The sequence below is a fragment of the Haloarcula sp. H-GB5 genome (assembly GCF_054850705.1).
Genome location: NZ_JBTWBG010000001.1, coordinates 372159 through 387529, shown reverse-complemented (window position 1 = coordinate 387529; position 15371 = coordinate 372159). Strand labels below are relative to the sequence as shown.

20 protein-coding genes and 1 tRNA gene are annotated in these 15371 nt (G+C 62.9%); 16 read left to right on the top strand and 5 right to left on the bottom strand.

All coding sequences use genetic code 11. From position 1 onward, the window contains the following. Positions 1-51: 51 nt before the first annotated feature. Entirely contained in the window at positions 52-660 is a 609-nt protein-coding gene (locus ACYJ11_RS02130) for an undecaprenyl diphosphate synthase family protein (RefSeq protein ID WP_170097301.1), read from the top strand. On the opposite strand, the gene uppS is transcribed toward ACYJ11_RS02130, so the two are convergent. Further along, a complete protein-coding gene (uppS, locus tag ACYJ11_RS02125) occupies positions 661-1587 on the bottom strand; it encodes a polyprenyl diphosphate synthase (RefSeq protein WP_461646546.1) in 927 nt (308 codons plus the stop codon). It lies immediately after the preceding gene. A 115-nt stretch (positions 1588-1702) separates the two neighbouring features. Between uppS and ACYJ11_RS02120 the strand changes: the two genes are divergently transcribed. The 3 genes from ACYJ11_RS02120 (at position 1703) to ACYJ11_RS02110 (ending at position 2677) form a co-directional block, all read left to right on the top strand. Continuing rightward, positions 1703-1897, top strand: a complete 195-nt coding sequence (locus ACYJ11_RS02120) for a cold-shock protein (protein ID WP_008312646.1) — start codon at positions 1703-1705, stop codon at positions 1895-1897. 2 nt (positions 1898-1899) lie between these two features. Further along, positions 1900-2094 (top strand): cold-shock protein, encoded by a 195-nt coding sequence (locus ACYJ11_RS02115; RefSeq protein ID WP_004957702.1) that lies wholly within the window; start codon positions 1900-1902, stop codon positions 2092-2094. Between the two features lie 172 nt (positions 2095-2266). Next, positions 2267-2677, top strand: a complete 411-nt coding sequence (locus ACYJ11_RS02110; protein WP_170097303.1) for a DUF5778 family protein — start codon at positions 2267-2269, stop codon at positions 2675-2677. Positions 2678-2682: 5 nt separating this feature from the next. Here the strand turns inward: ACYJ11_RS02110 and ACYJ11_RS02105 are convergent, their stop codons facing one another. Then, the gene (locus tag ACYJ11_RS02105) at positions 2683-2973 is read right to left on the bottom strand and encodes a DUF7577 domain-containing protein (protein WP_461646545.1); all 291 of its coding nucleotides are present in this window, start codon (positions 2971-2973) and stop codon (positions 2683-2685) included. A 111-nt stretch (positions 2974-3084) separates the two neighbouring features. Here ACYJ11_RS02105 and ahbB point away from each other — a divergent pair, with 111 nt between their 5' ends. The 6 genes from ahbB to ACYJ11_RS02075 all read left to right on the top strand — a co-directional run bounded on the left by ahbB (position 3085) and on the right by ACYJ11_RS02075 (position 7683). Then, a complete protein-coding gene (ahbB, locus tag ACYJ11_RS02100) occupies positions 3085-4140 on the top strand; it encodes a siroheme decarboxylase subunit beta (RefSeq protein ID WP_461646544.1) in 1056 nt (351 codons plus the stop codon). Positions 4141-4186: 46 nt separating this feature from the next. After that, a complete protein-coding gene (locus tag ACYJ11_RS02095) occupies positions 4187-4834 on the top strand; it encodes a precorrin-2 dehydrogenase/sirohydrochlorin ferrochelatase family protein (RefSeq protein ID WP_461646543.1) in 648 nt (215 codons plus the stop codon). Next, on the top strand, positions 4831-6177 hold the full coding sequence (gene hemA, locus ACYJ11_RS02090; RefSeq protein ID WP_170097307.1) for a glutamyl-tRNA reductase: 1347 nt from the start codon (positions 4831-4833) through the stop codon (positions 6175-6177). The genes ACYJ11_RS02095 and hemA overlap by 4 nt, the downstream gene beginning before the upstream one ends. A gap of 41 nt (positions 6178-6218) precedes the next feature. Continuing rightward, positions 6219-6497 (top strand): 4a-hydroxytetrahydrobiopterin dehydratase, encoded by a 279-nt coding sequence (locus ACYJ11_RS02085; protein ID WP_170097308.1) that lies wholly within the window; start codon positions 6219-6221, stop codon positions 6495-6497. Between the two features lie 10 nt (positions 6498-6507). Then, positions 6508-6927, top strand: coding sequence for an LWR-salt protein (gene lwrS / locus ACYJ11_RS02080; RefSeq protein ID WP_461647360.1), 420 nt, complete (start codon positions 6508-6510; stop codon positions 6925-6927). 108 nt (positions 6928-7035) lie between these two features. Beyond that, the gene (locus ACYJ11_RS02075) at positions 7036-7683 is read left to right on the top strand and encodes an HAD family hydrolase (protein WP_461646542.1); all 648 of its coding nucleotides are present in this window, start codon (positions 7036-7038) and stop codon (positions 7681-7683) included. On the opposite strand, the gene ACYJ11_RS02070 is transcribed toward ACYJ11_RS02075, so the two are convergent. Further along, positions 7671-8597: a molybdopterin-binding protein gene (locus tag ACYJ11_RS02070; protein ID WP_461646541.1), complete on the bottom strand. Its 927-nt coding sequence runs from the start codon at positions 8595-8597 to the stop codon at positions 7671-7673. The genes ACYJ11_RS02075 and ACYJ11_RS02070 overlap by 13 nt on opposite strands. Before the next feature lie 110 nt (positions 8598-8707). On the opposite strand from ACYJ11_RS02070, the gene ACYJ11_RS02065 reads away from it, so the two are divergent. From ACYJ11_RS02065 to ACYJ11_RS02055, 3 genes are read left to right on the top strand one after another with little or no spacing between them, the layout of a single operon-like run. Further along, positions 8708-9484: a GIDE domain-containing protein gene (locus ACYJ11_RS02065; protein WP_461646540.1), complete on the top strand. Its 777-nt coding sequence runs from the start codon at positions 8708-8710 to the stop codon at positions 9482-9484. 47 nt (positions 9485-9531) lie between these two features. Continuing rightward, positions 9532-9888, top strand: a complete 357-nt coding sequence (locus tag ACYJ11_RS02060; RefSeq protein ID WP_461646539.1) for an Hsp20/alpha crystallin family protein — start codon at positions 9532-9534, stop codon at positions 9886-9888. An 18-nt stretch (positions 9889-9906) separates the two neighbouring features. Beyond that, positions 9907-11625, top strand: a complete 1719-nt coding sequence (locus ACYJ11_RS02055) for an ABC1 kinase family protein (protein ID WP_188974458.1) — start codon at positions 9907-9909, stop codon at positions 11623-11625. 20 nt (positions 11626-11645) lie between these two features. Here ACYJ11_RS02055 and ACYJ11_RS02050 read toward each other — a convergent pair whose 3' ends face one another. Beyond that, positions 11646-12173 (bottom strand): GNAT family N-acetyltransferase, encoded by a 528-nt coding sequence (locus ACYJ11_RS02050; RefSeq protein ID WP_461646537.1) that lies wholly within the window; start codon positions 12171-12173, stop codon positions 11646-11648. Between the two features lie 216 nt (positions 12174-12389). Between ACYJ11_RS02050 and ACYJ11_RS02045 the strand changes: the two genes are divergently transcribed. Both ACYJ11_RS02045 and ACYJ11_RS02040 read left to right on the top strand, forming a co-directional pair. Next, a complete protein-coding gene (locus ACYJ11_RS02045; protein ID WP_461646536.1) occupies positions 12390-13808 on the top strand; it encodes a sulfatase in 1419 nt (472 codons plus the stop codon). 6 nt (positions 13809-13814) lie between these two features. Continuing rightward, complete coding sequence (locus tag ACYJ11_RS02040; RefSeq protein ID WP_188974454.1) at positions 13815-14225, top strand: GtrA family protein; 411 nt, start codon at positions 13815-13817, stop codon at positions 14223-14225. On the opposite strand, the gene ACYJ11_RS02035 is transcribed toward ACYJ11_RS02040, so the two are convergent. Continuing rightward, positions 14222-15169, bottom strand: coding sequence for an AAA family ATPase (locus ACYJ11_RS02035; RefSeq protein ID WP_004591469.1), 948 nt, complete (start codon positions 15167-15169; stop codon positions 14222-14224). The genes ACYJ11_RS02040 and ACYJ11_RS02035 overlap by 4 nt on opposite strands. A gap of 85 nt (positions 15170-15254) precedes the next feature. Here ACYJ11_RS02035 and ACYJ11_RS02030 point away from each other — a divergent pair. Continuing rightward, a tRNA-Ser gene (locus ACYJ11_RS02030) sits at positions 15255-15339 on the top strand. Positions 15340-15371 lie beyond the last annotated feature (32 nt).

Sequence of the window (15371 nt, the reverse complement as noted above, 5' to 3'; positions counted from 1 at the left end):
GGAGGCGACGGTACCGTGAGATTTACTGGGGCTGTCAGCATACCGGCGGACGTGGGACTATACGACCGATATCTCGCGACGCGCGTTCGGCGCAGCGACGCCGACCTGCCCGAGACGGTCGCGCTGGTGATTACGGAGCGGGATCTGCTGGGAGACGGTGCATACCGGACCCTAGAACGATTTTTCGACTGGGCGGTCCAGTACGGAACCGATACCGTCGTCGTCTACGTGAGTGTTCTCGACGAGGAAGCGATTCCGACGCTGCAGCGCGAACTCGAAAGCGTCACCGCGCCACGGGAGATAGCGGTCAGAGTACCGGACGACGAGACGACGGCTGATGCCCCGATTCAGATTTCGATCGGCCTCGGCGGACAGTCTGAGTTCGCAACGGCCGTCCAGAAACTGGCAAAAGATGTCGATGCGGGCTCGCTCGACCCGAGCGACATCGACGAGGCCGCAGTAGAGGAGCATCTCGTCTTCCCGGCCGACCCGGATCTGGTCATCAAGACCGGAGCCGAACGGCTCTCCGATTTCATGATCTGGCAGTCCGTGTACTCGGAACTGTACTTCACAGACGTGAACTGGCAGAACTTCAGACTGCGGGATTACCTGCGAGCGTTACGGGATTATCAGGAGCGACAGCGCCGGTTCGGGCGGTAATCAGTCCGCGAGGTCGTACTCCTCGTCGAGTTGCTCGCGTTCGGTACTCGGGAGCGCGTCCCGGAACCGTCCGAGCATCCGTTTAGCCGTCGGGAGTTCCGACTGCTCAATAGCACGAACCAGTGCGAGCGAGCGCTCAGCGCGGGTCGTCCGCCAGGACTGCTCGCGGTTCTGGTACGTCCGGATCGCTCGCAGGAAGTCGACTTTCCGGAACTCGGGCCAGTAGGGGGTACAGAAGAACGTAGCGGCCTCGTTGCCGTTGGCGTGCCACGGCAAGAAGTTCGAGGTACGTTCGTCACCGCCGGTTCGGACGATGAGGTCGACGTCGCGGGTCGGCCCCTCGTAGAGCCGCTTTTCGATAGTTTCCGCGGAGACATCCGTCGGGTCGAGGGCCCCGTCCTCGACGGCAGTAGCGACCTCGCGGGCCGCACCGAGTAACTCGGCCCGGCCGCCGTAGGCTAGCGCGATGTTGAGGTTGAGCTGGTCGTACTGTGCGGTTCGCCCTTCAGCGTAGTCGATTGCGTCCCGGACCCGCTCGGGCAGCATCTCCGTCTCGCCGATAGCGCGGATGCACACGCCGGCTTCGTGGACCCGGTCGGCGTCGGCAAACGTCCGGAGCTTCTGTTCGACGAGGTCGAAGATGTGTTCGCGTTCCTCGGGGTCGCGGTCGAAGTTCTCCGTCGAGAACGTGTACAGCGTCACCTCACGAACGCCGAGTTCGTCGCACCAGTTCAACAGCGCCTCCGTCGTTTGGGCCCCTTCTCTGTGGCCCTCCTGCTTTTTCGCGCCCTGCTTTTCAGCGTATCGTCGGTTCCCGTCCATAATGACTGCGACGTGGTCGGGCGTCCCTGACAGTTCCCACTGGAGCAATCGCTCGTAGGCCGCATATCCCAGTCGCTTCCCCCTCGATAGCATCGTTGTGTACATTTCAACCACTCAATAAGGGCTTTGTGGAAAGGATCGGGTACAGTTATTTCCCACCTAATCTATCGAAATATATGCGCATAGTTTTAATATACCCCGGCTTAACGTTCAAATTGCAATGGCGACCGGTACGGTAGACTTCTTCAACGACACAGGCGGTTACGGTTTCATCGATACCGAAGACTCCGACGAGGACGTCTTCTTCCACATGGAGGACATCGAAGGTCCTGACCTCGAGGAGGGGCAAGAAGTGGAATTCGAGATCGAGCAGGCCGACAAAGGCCCGCGCGCGAAAAACCTCACGCGGCTGTAACCATGGCGACAGGCACTGTCGACTTCTTCAACGATACGGGTGGCTACGGTTTCATCGAAACCGACGATGCCGACGAAGACGTGTTCTTCCACATGGAAGACGTCGGCGGCCCGGACTTAGAAGAAGGGCAAGAAGTCGAATTCGACATCGAACAGGCAGATAAAGGCCCGCGGGCGAAGAACCTCGAGCGACTGTAAGCGAGAACGGCTCGCTTTTCAACGGGTTCCTACTGACCGAGCGGCGCGACTTGACAGCGCGTGGGTTCCCACCGCTGTGGCCGCGCCGTCTCTTGATCCGAATATCTTCGGGTAGACGGATCAGCGCTCTGAATCCGAAGCGTCTTAGGGACAGCGACACCGACCGCAAGGTATGAGCGAGGCCGACGCACTCGACGATGACCTTTACCGGCGGACCAAGCAACTGCTCGAACCGGGCGAGATTCAGCTCAACGGCGCTGTCGTCCATACGGAGTACGACGGCAGCGACGAGATCGAGATGATGCAGGCCACCATCGAGGTCGGCGAACTCATCGCCGAGGGCGCTGGTCTGGACCCGACGGACACATTCGTCTACTCAGGGAGCGACGATTCCGAGTTCGCGTCGAACCAGCATCAGGGCCTCACGCTTGACGACGAAGAGTTCGTCTGGGAGTGCCAGCAACTCCTGCGAAACGGCTCCTTCGATCTGGTGTTCTACTACAAGGCGAGTGCCGACCACGACGGGATTCTCGACGCTATCGAGGACGCTGGCTACGCGGTCACTGGCGTCGAAGGCGAGTAAACGCGTCAGTCGCTAGCCGACAACCGTTCTTGACAGTTGTGACAGTAGGTGTAATCGGGGCCGTTCGCCGCGCCACAAATACGACAGTTTCTCGCCTCAACCGCGGCCTGTTCGAAGTAGGCGTTGAGCTGGCCGGTGTCGCGACCGTTGCGTTGGCCGCTGAACTGGTCGACGAGCGTATCATGTGCGGCGTAGTCCATGAGCCGAAACATGAGGACAAACCACAGCGGCACCCCTATCAGAACGAACAGGTAGACCAGCAGCCGGACCGTCAGTTCGGCTGTCGAGATTGCCACACGTGAACTAGGGGCGCAAGGGGATAAAACGCTCCGGCGACCCGGACATGCGGGCCGCGTTCGCTCGCCTGTCCCGGGCTGTTTTTATTCGCAGAACCCCCAGCTTTCCGTATGAGCGAAGACCTCGGGACGGTAGACCGGGCGGTGTTGAACGCCTTCCAGGGCGGCTTCCCGGTCGTCGAACGGCCGTTCGAACCGGCCGCGGCGGCCCTCGCCGACCACGGCGTCGACATCGACGCGGACGAGCTGCTAACGCGCGTACAGGACCTCGACGACGCGGGCGTGCTCACGCGGTTCGGGGCACTCATCAACGCCGAAGCGATCGGCGGCACTGCCACGCTCGTCGCAACCCACGCCCCCGAGGACAGCTACGACGAACACGCCGAGATGATAAACGCGTACCCGGAGGTCGCGCACAATTACGAGCGCGAACATCCGCATCTGAACATGTGGTTCGTTCTCTCGGTGGCCGAGGAAGGACGGGTCGAGGAGGTTCTGGCCGAAATCGAGGCCGAAACCGGCGAGGAGACGTACAACCTCCCGAAACAGCAGGAGTTCCACGTCGGCGCGAAGTTCCCCGTCGAGGGGCCACAGACTCAGGACATCGACTGTTCGGATCTGGGTCCGGACGTGACGCCGACGGACAGCCAGTCTCTGACCGCCGACGAACTGGACCTCGTGCTGGAAATCCAGGACGGTCTCCCGGTCACTGCCACACCGTACGCCGACGTGGCCGACGAAATCGACGCTGACGTTGATTGGGTACTGGAGACGATCAAGCGCTTCAATGCGGAGGGGAAAGTCCGCCGCGTCGGCGTCATCCCGAACCACTACGCCCTTGGCTACAGCGAGAACGGGATGACCGTCTGGGACGTGCCCGACGAGGTCATCGACGAGGTCGGCCCGGCTATCGCCGAGTTCGACTTCGTAACCCACTGTTACGAGCGGCCCCGTCACGACGGTGTCTGGCCGTACAACTTCTTCGCGATGACCCATGGGCGAAGTGAAGCGGAGAGTCAGGAGCGCATCCAACAGGTCCGCGACCGGATGACCGACCACTGGGACGTCTCTGAGGACGACTGGGACACGCTGTTCTCGACGCGCATCCTGAAAAAAACAGGCATCAGGCTGGACGAACGAGCGCGGCAGAACACAGAGACGGCGTGATCGTGCGTATGCAGGACCGTAGTGTCGAATCAGGGAGTGCCAACCGATGATTCCGCTTATGCACGATTTCGAGGGCGAGACGGTGCTCGTCGTCGGTGGCGGCCCAGTCGGTGCACGCAAGGCCCGAACGTTCGCCGCGGAGGCGAGTGTTGTCGTCCTCAGTCCCGAGTTCGGCGACCGAACGTTCGCTGACGCTGAAAAGGTCCGGGCCGCACCGGCCCCCGAGGACGCCACGGAGTGGGTCGAGCAGACCGACCCGGCGCTGGTCGTCGCCGCGACGGATGACTCGGACCTGAACGACGCCTTCAGCATAGCCGCTGAGGAGCACGGCGCGCTCGTCAACCGCGCCGACGACCACGGCGACCAGTCGTTCGGCAACGTCGTCGTGCCGGCCACGGTACGGGACGATCCGGTGACGCTCGCGATTGCGACCGGCGGGCACGCGCCGGCGCTGTCGAAACACCTTCGCGAGCGGTTCGAAGACGAGTTCGGAAACGCTGGTCTGATGGCCGAGGTCGTCGGCGACCTCCGTGAGGACCTGCGCGACCGGGGGGTCCCGGCGGCCGAACGGCGCGACGCCGTCAGGTTCGTTGTCAGGTCACGGGAAGTTTGGAAGGCTTTAGATAGTGGCAGGTACAAGGGAGAGCAAGTAGCTAGAGACGTGATCGGAGAGTTACCTGGTGATCAAACGTGAGAGGGGACACTGGTGCAATCGTTGGGGTCTGTATCTCCCATGAGCGCGCAAGCGTCGACCAATTAGAGACCGCTGCGGCGGACAGCGAGCGCCACGCCGTTGAATCCCTGCTCGCCAACCCAGAGGTCGAAGAGGCGATTGCGCTGCAGACGTGTAACCGTACCGAAGGGTACGTCGTCGTCTCTGATCACGAGGACGGGCTTGACGCGCTCGAACTGTTCACCCGTGCCGTGCCCGATGACGTCGTTGTTGAGATGGGTCACGAGGAGAGCCTCCGTCACTTGCTCCGAGTAGCCGCCGGGCTCGAATCGATTGTGCTGGGTGAGGATCAGATCCTCGGCCAGCTCCGGACCGCCTACGAGACCGCACGCGGCGTCGGCGGCATCGGACCGATGCTGGAAGACGGTGTCACGAAAGCGATTCACGTGGGCGAGCGCGCTCGCACGGAGACGAAGATCAACGAGGGTGTCGTCTCGATTGCCTCCGCCGCGGTTCGCCTTCTCAAACAGGAGAGTTCGCTAGCGGACGGGACAGCGCTCGTTGTCGGGGCCGGCGAGATGGGCCAACTCGCTGCGGAGGCGCTCAGCGAGGAAGTAGACCGGCTGCTCGTGGCCAACCGGACGGTCCCACACGCAGAGCACATCGCTGAATCGGTCGATATCGACGCCAGCGCACTCGCACTCGACGGTATCGAAGCCGCCGTCTCCGAGGCCAGTGCCGTCATTTCGGCGACAGGGAGCGGTGATCAGGTGTTCGATATCGGGACCTTCAGCGATTCCGGCGACGTATCCATTGTCGATATTGCCCAACCGCGTGACGTCCCGGCGGGCGCGGACCGCCTCCCGTCGGTGACAGTGTATGACCTTGATGCGCTGGAGTCGGTGACCGCCGAAACGCGGAACAAGCGACAGCGAGCCGCCGAAGCGGTCGAGCGTATCGTTGATGAGGAGTTCGACCGCCTGCTCACGCAGTACAAGCGCAAGCGCGCAGACAGAGTTATTTCGACGATGTACGAGAGCGCTGAACAGGTTAAGGCCGCAGAGATCAACAGCGCACTTTCGGCAGCTGACTTTGACGATGAGCAGGCGGAGGTCGTCGAAGCAATGGCCGACGCCATCGTCTCGCAGATCCTCGCCGCGCCGACCAAGAGCCTGCGCGACGCCGCGGAGGAGGACGACTGGTCGACGATCCATACGGCGCTCCAGTTGTTCGATCCGGACTTCGGCGGCCCGGATCAGGCCACGCCGCCCGAGTTCACCCAGGGTATGTCGGTCGACGACATCCCCGACGGCATGCGCGACGAGATCCCGAACGCGATGCTCGACCGACTCTCTGACGACTGATCACGCCCACCTTTTTGCCAACGCCGCCCGACGTAGGCGATATGGCAGACTTGCTCTCTGACGACGAGATTAGCGACCGACTACCCGAGCAATGGACCCGCGAGGGCGACGAAATCGTCCGCGTCTTCGAGTTCGACGGCTATCTGGACGCGTCGGGCTTTCTGAGCGCCGCGGCGGGCCTCGCAGAGGACGCGTGGCATCACCCGGAGATGACCATCCGCTGGGGCGAGGTCGAAGTCCGGCTCACAACCCACGATGCCGGTGGCATCACCGAGAACGACATCGACCTCGCCGAACGGCTGAACGGCATTCACGACTGACGGTGTGACCGTGGACACGACCGACGGACTCGCGTCGCTCCAGCCGACTGATCCCGACGGCGCGACCGCACAGTATGTTTTCCAGGTAGAAATTCGGCTGGAGCCGGACGCAGATGGGCTGTGGACTGACCCCGATCGGTTCGAAACGACGCTGTACCGGACGGCTGACGACCCGGGCAAAAGCGGCTGGCTATTCTTCCGGGACACGCTCTGGCGGGGCGAACTCGCTGACGAACCGCATTTCCGTCGGCTCGTCGAGGACGAACTCGGCTGCCCAGTCGTCTCGGCGTCGTTCAGTGAACTCCGGACCGACGAGGCGTATCTGGATTCGCTGAAAGCCGAAATTGCCGACGATCTGTCCCTGTTCAACGCTGACTCGGTCAGCGAGGTGCTCACCAAGTACCTCGGAAGTTCGATACAGGTGACATAAGCGGAGCCGCTGCTGTGTAGTCAGTGACTACAGATGTGTTATACACCTCAAAACTGACAGTAGGGCCCGAAAGACTTTATTAGAAAATCCCCAATAAATCTACCTCTCATGACCACCGACTACGACTTCTGGCTGTTCGACCTCGACGGGACCCTCGTCGACATCGAGCCAGCGTACCCCCGGAAGGTAATGGGCGCCGTCGGCGACCGCCTCGGCGTCGAGTTCACCGACCGGGAACGGGATGCACTCTGGTACGGATTCGGTGGGACACGGTCGCGGACGCTTGCGGAGCGTGGCGTCGACCAGCAGGAGTTCTGGCGGCTGTTCCACGAGGAGGAAGACCCTGTCGCCCGGGCCGAGGCGACGTATCTCTACGACGACGCCGAGGCGTTCCTCGCCACCCTCGATACACCGGTCGGACTGGTCACACACTGCCAGCAGTACCTCACCGAGCCGGTACTCGACCACCTCGACATCGCCGATTGGTTCGAGACGGTCGTCTGCTGTGACGACGACATCGGCTGGAAGCCCGACCCGAAGCCGGTGGAGTTGGCGATGCGGGAGATGGATGTCTGGTACAACGGCCACAGCGGCGTGCTGGCGGGAGATAATCCGTCAGACATCGGCGCGGCGTGGAACGCGGGCCTCGATGGCGTCCACGTCGGCCGGCGGTCCCCGGCAGAGACAGGTCGGTGCGTGCGTGGTGACAAACGCGTCGCTACGTTACTCGACCTGGCGTCGTCTCAGGGCAGGTAGTCCCAGTTTTCCACAGTGACGGTCGTTCCGGCATCGATACCAGTCTCGTCAGCAGCCACGGATACCCAGCCGTCGGCCCGGGTCGCGGTCGCGAGATCGACGCCGGGCAGCGGCGTTGCTGTCCCGTCGCTCACAGCGACTGGCGTAAACGTCCTGACACCGTCCTGACTGTCGATGGCCGCCGCCAGCGTCGCTCGTGTCGCTGGATGTGCAGACAGCGGTGCATCGGCAAACGCCTTCAGTAGCGGACGAAGGAGCTGTACCGCGCCGACGCGGGCTGCACTCGGCGACTTCGGCAACAGCAGGACCGGGCGGTCCTCGACGACGGCGACGCCCGTCCGCTGGCCCGGGTCGATATCGACGTAGTCGGTGAACACCTCACCGAGATCTGCAACGACCTCTCGAAGCGTATCCCCCGGCTCGGTCCCTGTGATGACGAGCGCATCTCGGGTGAGGTCACGCTGGACGGCCATCCGGAGCGCCGGCGCGTCGTCAGCGACGGGGTCCCGGTAGGTCACCTTCCCGCCCCAGCGGTCGACATACTGCGCCAGCGTGAACCCCGCCGTCTCGACCTCGCGGGCTGGGCTGGCATCCGCTCGGAGTTCGTCGCCAGTCGGTACGATGCCGACCTGCGGTCGCTGGCGGACGAGCAGTTCGGAGACGCCGGTCGCCCGCAGCAGTCCCACGTCGCCGGGCCGTACCTGATGCCCTTGGTCGAAGACGGTGTCATCGACCGAGATATCTGCCTCTTCGACGGGTTTATTGGCCGTTGCATCTGTCGCCAGCACTCGTCCGACAGCGACGGAAAGCGGAATTCTGTCTGTTCGGTCGACAGGGACAGCGAAACTACCGAGCTGTCTGCGGGCAGTCTCCAGCGCGAGCGACTCAGCCTCCGACGGCGGGGAGCCAGCCATACCCCTGCTAGTGGGTACTGTGGCAAAAACACCCCGAGTGGCCACGCCCCAGCCGTCGCTTGTCCACATGGACTGAGAACGTTTTTCCTCGGTCGGGTCGGCATCGGCGTATGGTCCTCCCGCAACTGGTCGGCATCGTGTTCCTGATCATCGGCGGTTTCGTCCTCCTTCGCGGTGGCCGGGAATTCAAAACGGTGTTCCACATTCTTCGAAACGATCCCGTTCCGGTGCGCTCGCTCGACGGGCACACTGGTCCCGTCGAAATTACCGGCACAGCCGTTGCCCAGGAGGATGCCGGGACCGTCACCTCCCCCTTCACCGGTAGCGAGTGTCTGGCCTACACCTACGAGGTCGAGGAGTACCGGTCGTCGGGCAAACACTCGAACTGGGAGACGCTGGACGAGGGGCAGGACGGCGTCGACTTCATCGTCGACGACGGGAATGCGCGCGTTCGCGTAAACCCGGACGGAGCGGACGTGCGGTTCGAGTCCCAGTCGGTAACGGTGTCCCCCGGAACTGAACTCCCCGAGCGTCTGGCCGACTACGTCGAGCGAACGGAGGGTGTCGAGGCCCAAGATGGGTCGGTGAACCTGCTCGTGACGGAAATCAGCCTGGGGAACAAACAGCGCTTTACCGAGCGTCGGCTGGACGTTGACGAGGACGTGTACGTCTACGGCCAGGCGATGCGTGGCCCCGCAACGGCGTGGGGGAGCAATCTGGTCGACGCTATCGTCGGGGACGGCGACGGGACGCCGGTGTTCGTCATCTCCGACACCAGCGAGCGTGGCACTGCGCGGCGGATTGTTCGAGGTGCTATCGCCGAGACTGTGTTCGGTCTTGTCGCGGTTATCATCGGCAGCGTTGCCCTCTTGTCCGGGCTTCTGTAGTGGCCGAGACCGTCGGGTTTACCACTGCGTACCACTTAGATGGGCGCATGTCTGCCCTGCGTGAAGCGCTTCGGGACCTTCCCGACGCCGTGTTCGCGGACGTGCTCGAATCCGAGGACGAATACCTGCTCGTGCTCGATCTGCCGGGTGTGACCGCGGATACAATCGACGTGACCGTTGAAGGGGGCCGCCTCCGCATCGACGGGCAACGAACCAAGGACGTGCCCGGCGAGTTCACGTTCGTCCGCGAGGACCGCTCCGTGTTCCTCGATGCCGAGCTTCCGCTCCCGCCGGACACGACCGGGCAGGGCGGGGATGGGACCGTGGAAAACGGCGTCCTCGAACTCCGCCTGCCGAAGGCGACAGCCGCACCGAGCACCACGATCCCGATCGACGGGGACTGATCCAGAGGTGGCAAGCCGGTGAATCTTCGCGCGTACTGGCGGTTCCTCGTCGTTGCACGCCACTTCCTGCCCCTGTTGGTCGCGTACGCACGAGACCGAAAGCGGTTCTTCGTGGTCGGCTCATCGCGCCGCGTCACGGCTGAACAGCGTCGCAAACGTGCACAGCAGCTACTCGACTCGTTGCTGACCCTCGGCCCGACGTTCATCAAACTCGGACAGATTCTCTCGACGCGGCCGGACGTCCTGCCACCGGAGTACATCGAGGAGTTCTCGAAGTTACAGGACCGCGTGCCGCCGGCCGACTGGGACGAGGCACGGATTGTCATTGAGGACGAACTGGGGTCCGTCGACGACCGATTCGACGAGTTCGAGACGGAGGCGATAAGCGGCGCGTCGCTCGGTCAGGTGTATCTGGCAGAGATCGACGGCGAGAAGGTCGCCGTCAAGATTCGCCGTCCCGGTATCGAAGCGCTCGTCGAGGCCGACCTGCGGGTCGTCCGCTGGTCGCTCCCGCTGTTGATGTACTTCATCGACGATTCCCGGTCGTTCTCGCTCGAGACACTGGCCGACGAGTTCTCGAAGACCATCCGCGAAGAGATGGACTACCAGCGAGAGGGCCGGATGCTCACCGAGATCCGGGAGAACTTCAGGGACAACGACCGCATCTGCATCCCCAAGGTCAAGGAGTCCCACTCCACGCGGCGCGTCCTGACGATGGAGTACGTCCCCGGTACGAAGATCAACGACATCGACAGCCTCGATGCGGGCGGGATCAATCGAACGGAACTGGCCGAGACGCTCCAGCGGGCGTACCTCCAGATGATTATCGACGACGGCGTGTTCCACGCCGATCCGCATCCCGGCAACCTCGCCGTGCAGGACGACGGGACGCTCGTCTTCTACGACTTCGGGATGTCCGGCCGGGTCGACCCGTTCGTGCAGGACAAGATCATCGACTTCTACGCCGCCGTCGCCGACCAAGACATCGACGCCATCCTCGATGCCCTCATCGAGATGGGGACGCTCTCGCCAGAGGCTGACCGGCAGGTAATGGGTGACGTGATGGAACTGGCCATCGCTGACGCTCGTGGCGAGGACATCGAGCAATACCGCGTCCAGCAGATCATCCAGCAGGTCGAGGACACCATCTACGAGTTCCCGCTTCGCCTGCCGGCGAACCTGGCGCTCGTGTTGCGCGTCGCCACGGTCGTCGAAGGCGTCTGTGTCACGCTCGACGAGGACTTCGACTTCATCGGCGTCGCCACCGACTACCTCCGAGAAGAGGGGTACATCGCCGAGGGTGTGCGGAACTTCGTCGAAGACCGGGCGACTGAAGTGTCCGATGCCGCCCGGTCAGCCGTCCGAATCCCGCCGAAACTGGAGTCCGCGCTCGACAGGGTTGAACGAGAGGACTTCCGCGTGCAGGCCGACATCGAGGACTCCGATGGCTTGCTCGCAACGATGACTAAGCGACTCATCCTCGGGATGTTGCTCGCGAGCACGCTGTTCTCGACAGCGTTCCTGTACACGCAGGCGTCGCTGCCGGCCACTGGTGTCGGCATCGCCGGAACCGTCGGCCTCTCCCTGGCGCTGTGGTGGTCGTTCCGCTCGAAGAAGGCCGTCCGGGCCAAGCCGCAGTTTACGCGACAGAGCATGCGCGAGCAGGACCGGGAGAGCCCGGGCGGGCTCAACACCTCCTTCGGCGAGGACACTGACGACGCCTACAGCGGCGACTGAACGCCGACCCGGTGCTACAGTCAGAGCCACTTTTCGAAATGAACGAGTTCGTACTCGCCCTGTGTTGACCGGTCTACCTCCTGATACCCTTCGTCACGGTAGAACGCGACTGCGGCGGGCTGGCTCTGTGATGTCGTCGCAAGCAGGACATCGTATCCCTGCTCGGCCACTTGCTGTTCGAGCTTGTGGAGGAGGTTGCGACCGTAGCCGCGCCGCTGCCGGGACGGAGCGACCCGCATTCGGTGGAGTTCGGCCGCGCCGGGGACGGTGCGCTCGTCCGCGTGGCCGACGTCATTCGGGAGGAACCCGCCCATCGCGGCCAGGCCGCCGTCGAACGTTTCCGGGAGTTCGTCGTCGGCAGTGGGAACGACGCCGACGAGAAACGCGCCGCCGTTGTCAAAATACCGCGTCTCGATGTTTTCCAGGTCCGACGTTCCGGGGATGTCGCTGGGGTCGTTGCCAGTCGCCCGCATCGCCCATTCGTGGAGACGCCAGACAGCGTCGGCGTCCCGGTCGTTGTAGGACCGAAATTGAATCTGGTCGGTCATCGAATACTGGGGAGCACATTACCGGAGAAAGGGTTTAATTCTACCTTATTAGCGTATGGTTCTATTATACGCCTCTGAATTTATCCGGAACGTTCAGTATTCAGTGTCTGGTATAGGGGGTATGAGAAAACACGGTGGCACGTGCTGGGTGCAACCCCCAGTCTGCGGACGCGATACGTCGGTAACATTGCGAGTGAGGGGGAAGGTGGGTCGGTTATGACAGCCCCAGCAACCCAGAACGTGGTGCTAGTCACGATTGACTCGCTGCGGGCCGACGCGCTGGGAGGCACTGACAGCGTCTCTCCTGTCATGGATTCCCTCGCCGACTCGGGCGTCGTCTTCGAAAACGCCGTGGCACAGGGGAACTGGACGCCGTTCTCGTTCCCTAGCATTCACGGATCACGCCCAGTATTCTCGGAAAGCGAGGACATCGGTCTGGCGTCGACGCCGACGCTGGCCGAGCAGGTGTCCGATGCCGGTATCGAGACGGCTGGGTTCAACGCCGCAAACGGCTTTCTCACCGATCACTGGGGATACGACCGCGGATTCGACGAGTTCGAGCCGTTCGTCGACAGCGGCGGCTACAGCAAGTACCTGGCAGCTCACCCGACGATTCAGGCATGGGTCCAGCTCGGCACTTCACCGTTCCGTCGTGCCGCGACCGTCCTCAGCGGGGGGTCCGACGAGCGCCCCTTCGCCGACGTGTCTCGTATGGGGGACCTCGAAGACCACGCCACCGAGTTCCTAGAGACGACCGACGGACCGTTCTTCCTGTGGGTCCACTACATGGACACGCACACACCGTACGTCCCGGCCCCGCGGCATATCCGCGAGGTATCAGACAACCACTTCGGCGTCCTCCGGATGCTCAGCTCCCACCTCCGAACCGGGCTGGGCTGGGAGGTCGACGACCGGACGCTGGAGACGCTCCGGACGCTGTACGAGGCGACAGTCCGACAGGTCGACGCCAGCGTCGGTCGGCTTCTCGACACTCTCGAAACCGAGGGGCACCGCGACGACACAGCCGTCATCGTCGCCGGCGACCACGGCGAGGAGTTCCTCGAACACGGTCACCTTGCTCACTATCCCAAGCTCTACCGGGAGCTCATCGATGTTCCCTACATCGTCTCAACGCCGGAGAGCGAGGGCCAATCGGTCGAGACGCCGGTCGGCCTCGACACGATCGCACCGACGGTGTGTGATCTGCTTTCGCTCACGCCGGCGGCGGAGTGGGACGGGGCGTCCGTCGCTCCAGCGATACACGGCGAGACCATTGAAGATCGCGGCCCCATCGTCTCCGCGGCGGTCCGGGGCGAGAGCGTGACCAGTCAGCCGATTCCGCGGAGCCGTGCGGACGGCGAACTCCTCCTCAGTGCGCGCGACGAGCGGTACACGTACATCGAGTTCACGGAATCAGGGCGCCAGGAACTGTACGACCGGACGAACGACTCTGAGGAACAAGTCAACCTCTGCTCGGACACGACGGACGCCGACCCGCCCGCGACCGTCCTCGACCGGTTGTCGGAGGCTGTCGCTGATCACCTCGCCGAACTCGACAGCGACGGGAATGGGGCTGGAAACACTGAAGCGTCCGACGAAATAACAGCACGGTTAAAAGCGCTCGGTTATCAGTAAGGCTGTATGGCGTCCGCTGTCGTCACACCGGCCCGGCGACAGCAACTCATCCGGTTTTTCCTCGTCGGTGTGTTTGCCGCGTCGATTCAGCAAGCGCTACTATGGTTGTTCAACGATATCGGTGGCCTGAATTACATTTTCGCAGCCGCTATCGCAATTGAGTGTACGATTTTGCTCCAGTACGTCCTCAACAACGCCTGGACGTTCCACCGGTCACAGCATTCGGATTTCCGGGAGTACGTAGTCGGGTTAGGGAAGACAAATCTCGTTCGTGGGACGGCGATCCCGCTCCAGTTAGGCCTCCTCTATGCCTTTGTCACCTGGGGTGGCGTCGTGCCGCTAGTCGGCAATGGTGGGGCTATCGTCATCACCGGCGTGTACCGATACGCGCTGGACGCCCACTGGACGTGGGGTTAGACCGTCGGAACGGGGACCTCGTCGAGCACACTCTGGATGACTGTTCCCTTGTCGACTTGCTCGACGCGGGCATCAGGTGTCAACACCAGCCTGTGGGCCAGCACCGGCTGTGCGACCCGCTTGATGTCGTCCGGCGCAACGTACTCCCGACCAGCAATCGTCGCCATCGCTCGCGTCGCCTCGAACAGTCGCTGGGTCCCGCGCGGTGAGACCCCGACGTCCACGCGGTAGTCGTCCCTAGTCGCCCGGACGAGGTCAGCCATGTACTGCAGCAGGTCGTCGTCGACGGTAACCGTCTCCGGTACGCTCCGGAGTTCTTTGACTGATTCCGCGTCGAGTATCGGTTTCACCGTTGGACTCTGTGTCGTCCGGCCGGCACGCCGCCGGAGGAGTTCGACCTCGCCTTCGTCGTCAGGATAGCCGAGTGATGTCTTTGCCAGGAACCGGTCGACCTGCGCCTCTGGTAACTCGAAGGTCCCCTCCATGTCGACTGGGTTCTGCGTGGCGATGACGAAGAACGGTTCGGGCAGGTCGTACGTGTCCCCGTCGACAGTGACCTGTCCCTCTTCCATCGCTTCGAGCAGCGCGGACTGGGTCTTTGGCGGTGCGCGGTTGATCTCGTCGGCCAACAGGACGTTGGCAAACACCGGCCCCTCAGTGAATTCGAAGCTCCGGGATTCCTCGTTGAAGATGTGTGTCCCAGTGATATCGGCCGGCAGGAGGTCCGGCGTGAACTGGATACGGGAGAACGACAGTCCCAGCGCGGTCGCGACGCTGCGGGCGGTCAGCGTCTTTCCCGTGCCGGGCACGTCCTCAAGCAGGACGTGGCCCTTCGCGACGACTCCCAGCAGCACCGTCTCGAAGAAGCCACGGTCAGCGATGACGGCACTCCCGATCTCGTCGAGGATCTGACTCGACACTTCGCTTGCCTCGGTAGCGTCCATAGCCTGTCATGTTACGGGTTCGATAAAGGGGTGTCGAGTCCGAAATCGAAACCCCTAAAGAGCAAACGGCGGTACTGATGGGTGAGCCGAGGTAGCCTAGCCTGGCCAAGGCGGTTGCTTCGAGAGCAACTGTCCTCACGGACTCAGGAGTTCAAATCTCCTCCTCGGCGTTCTCTGTAACAGAACCGACGAGCGTAGCGAG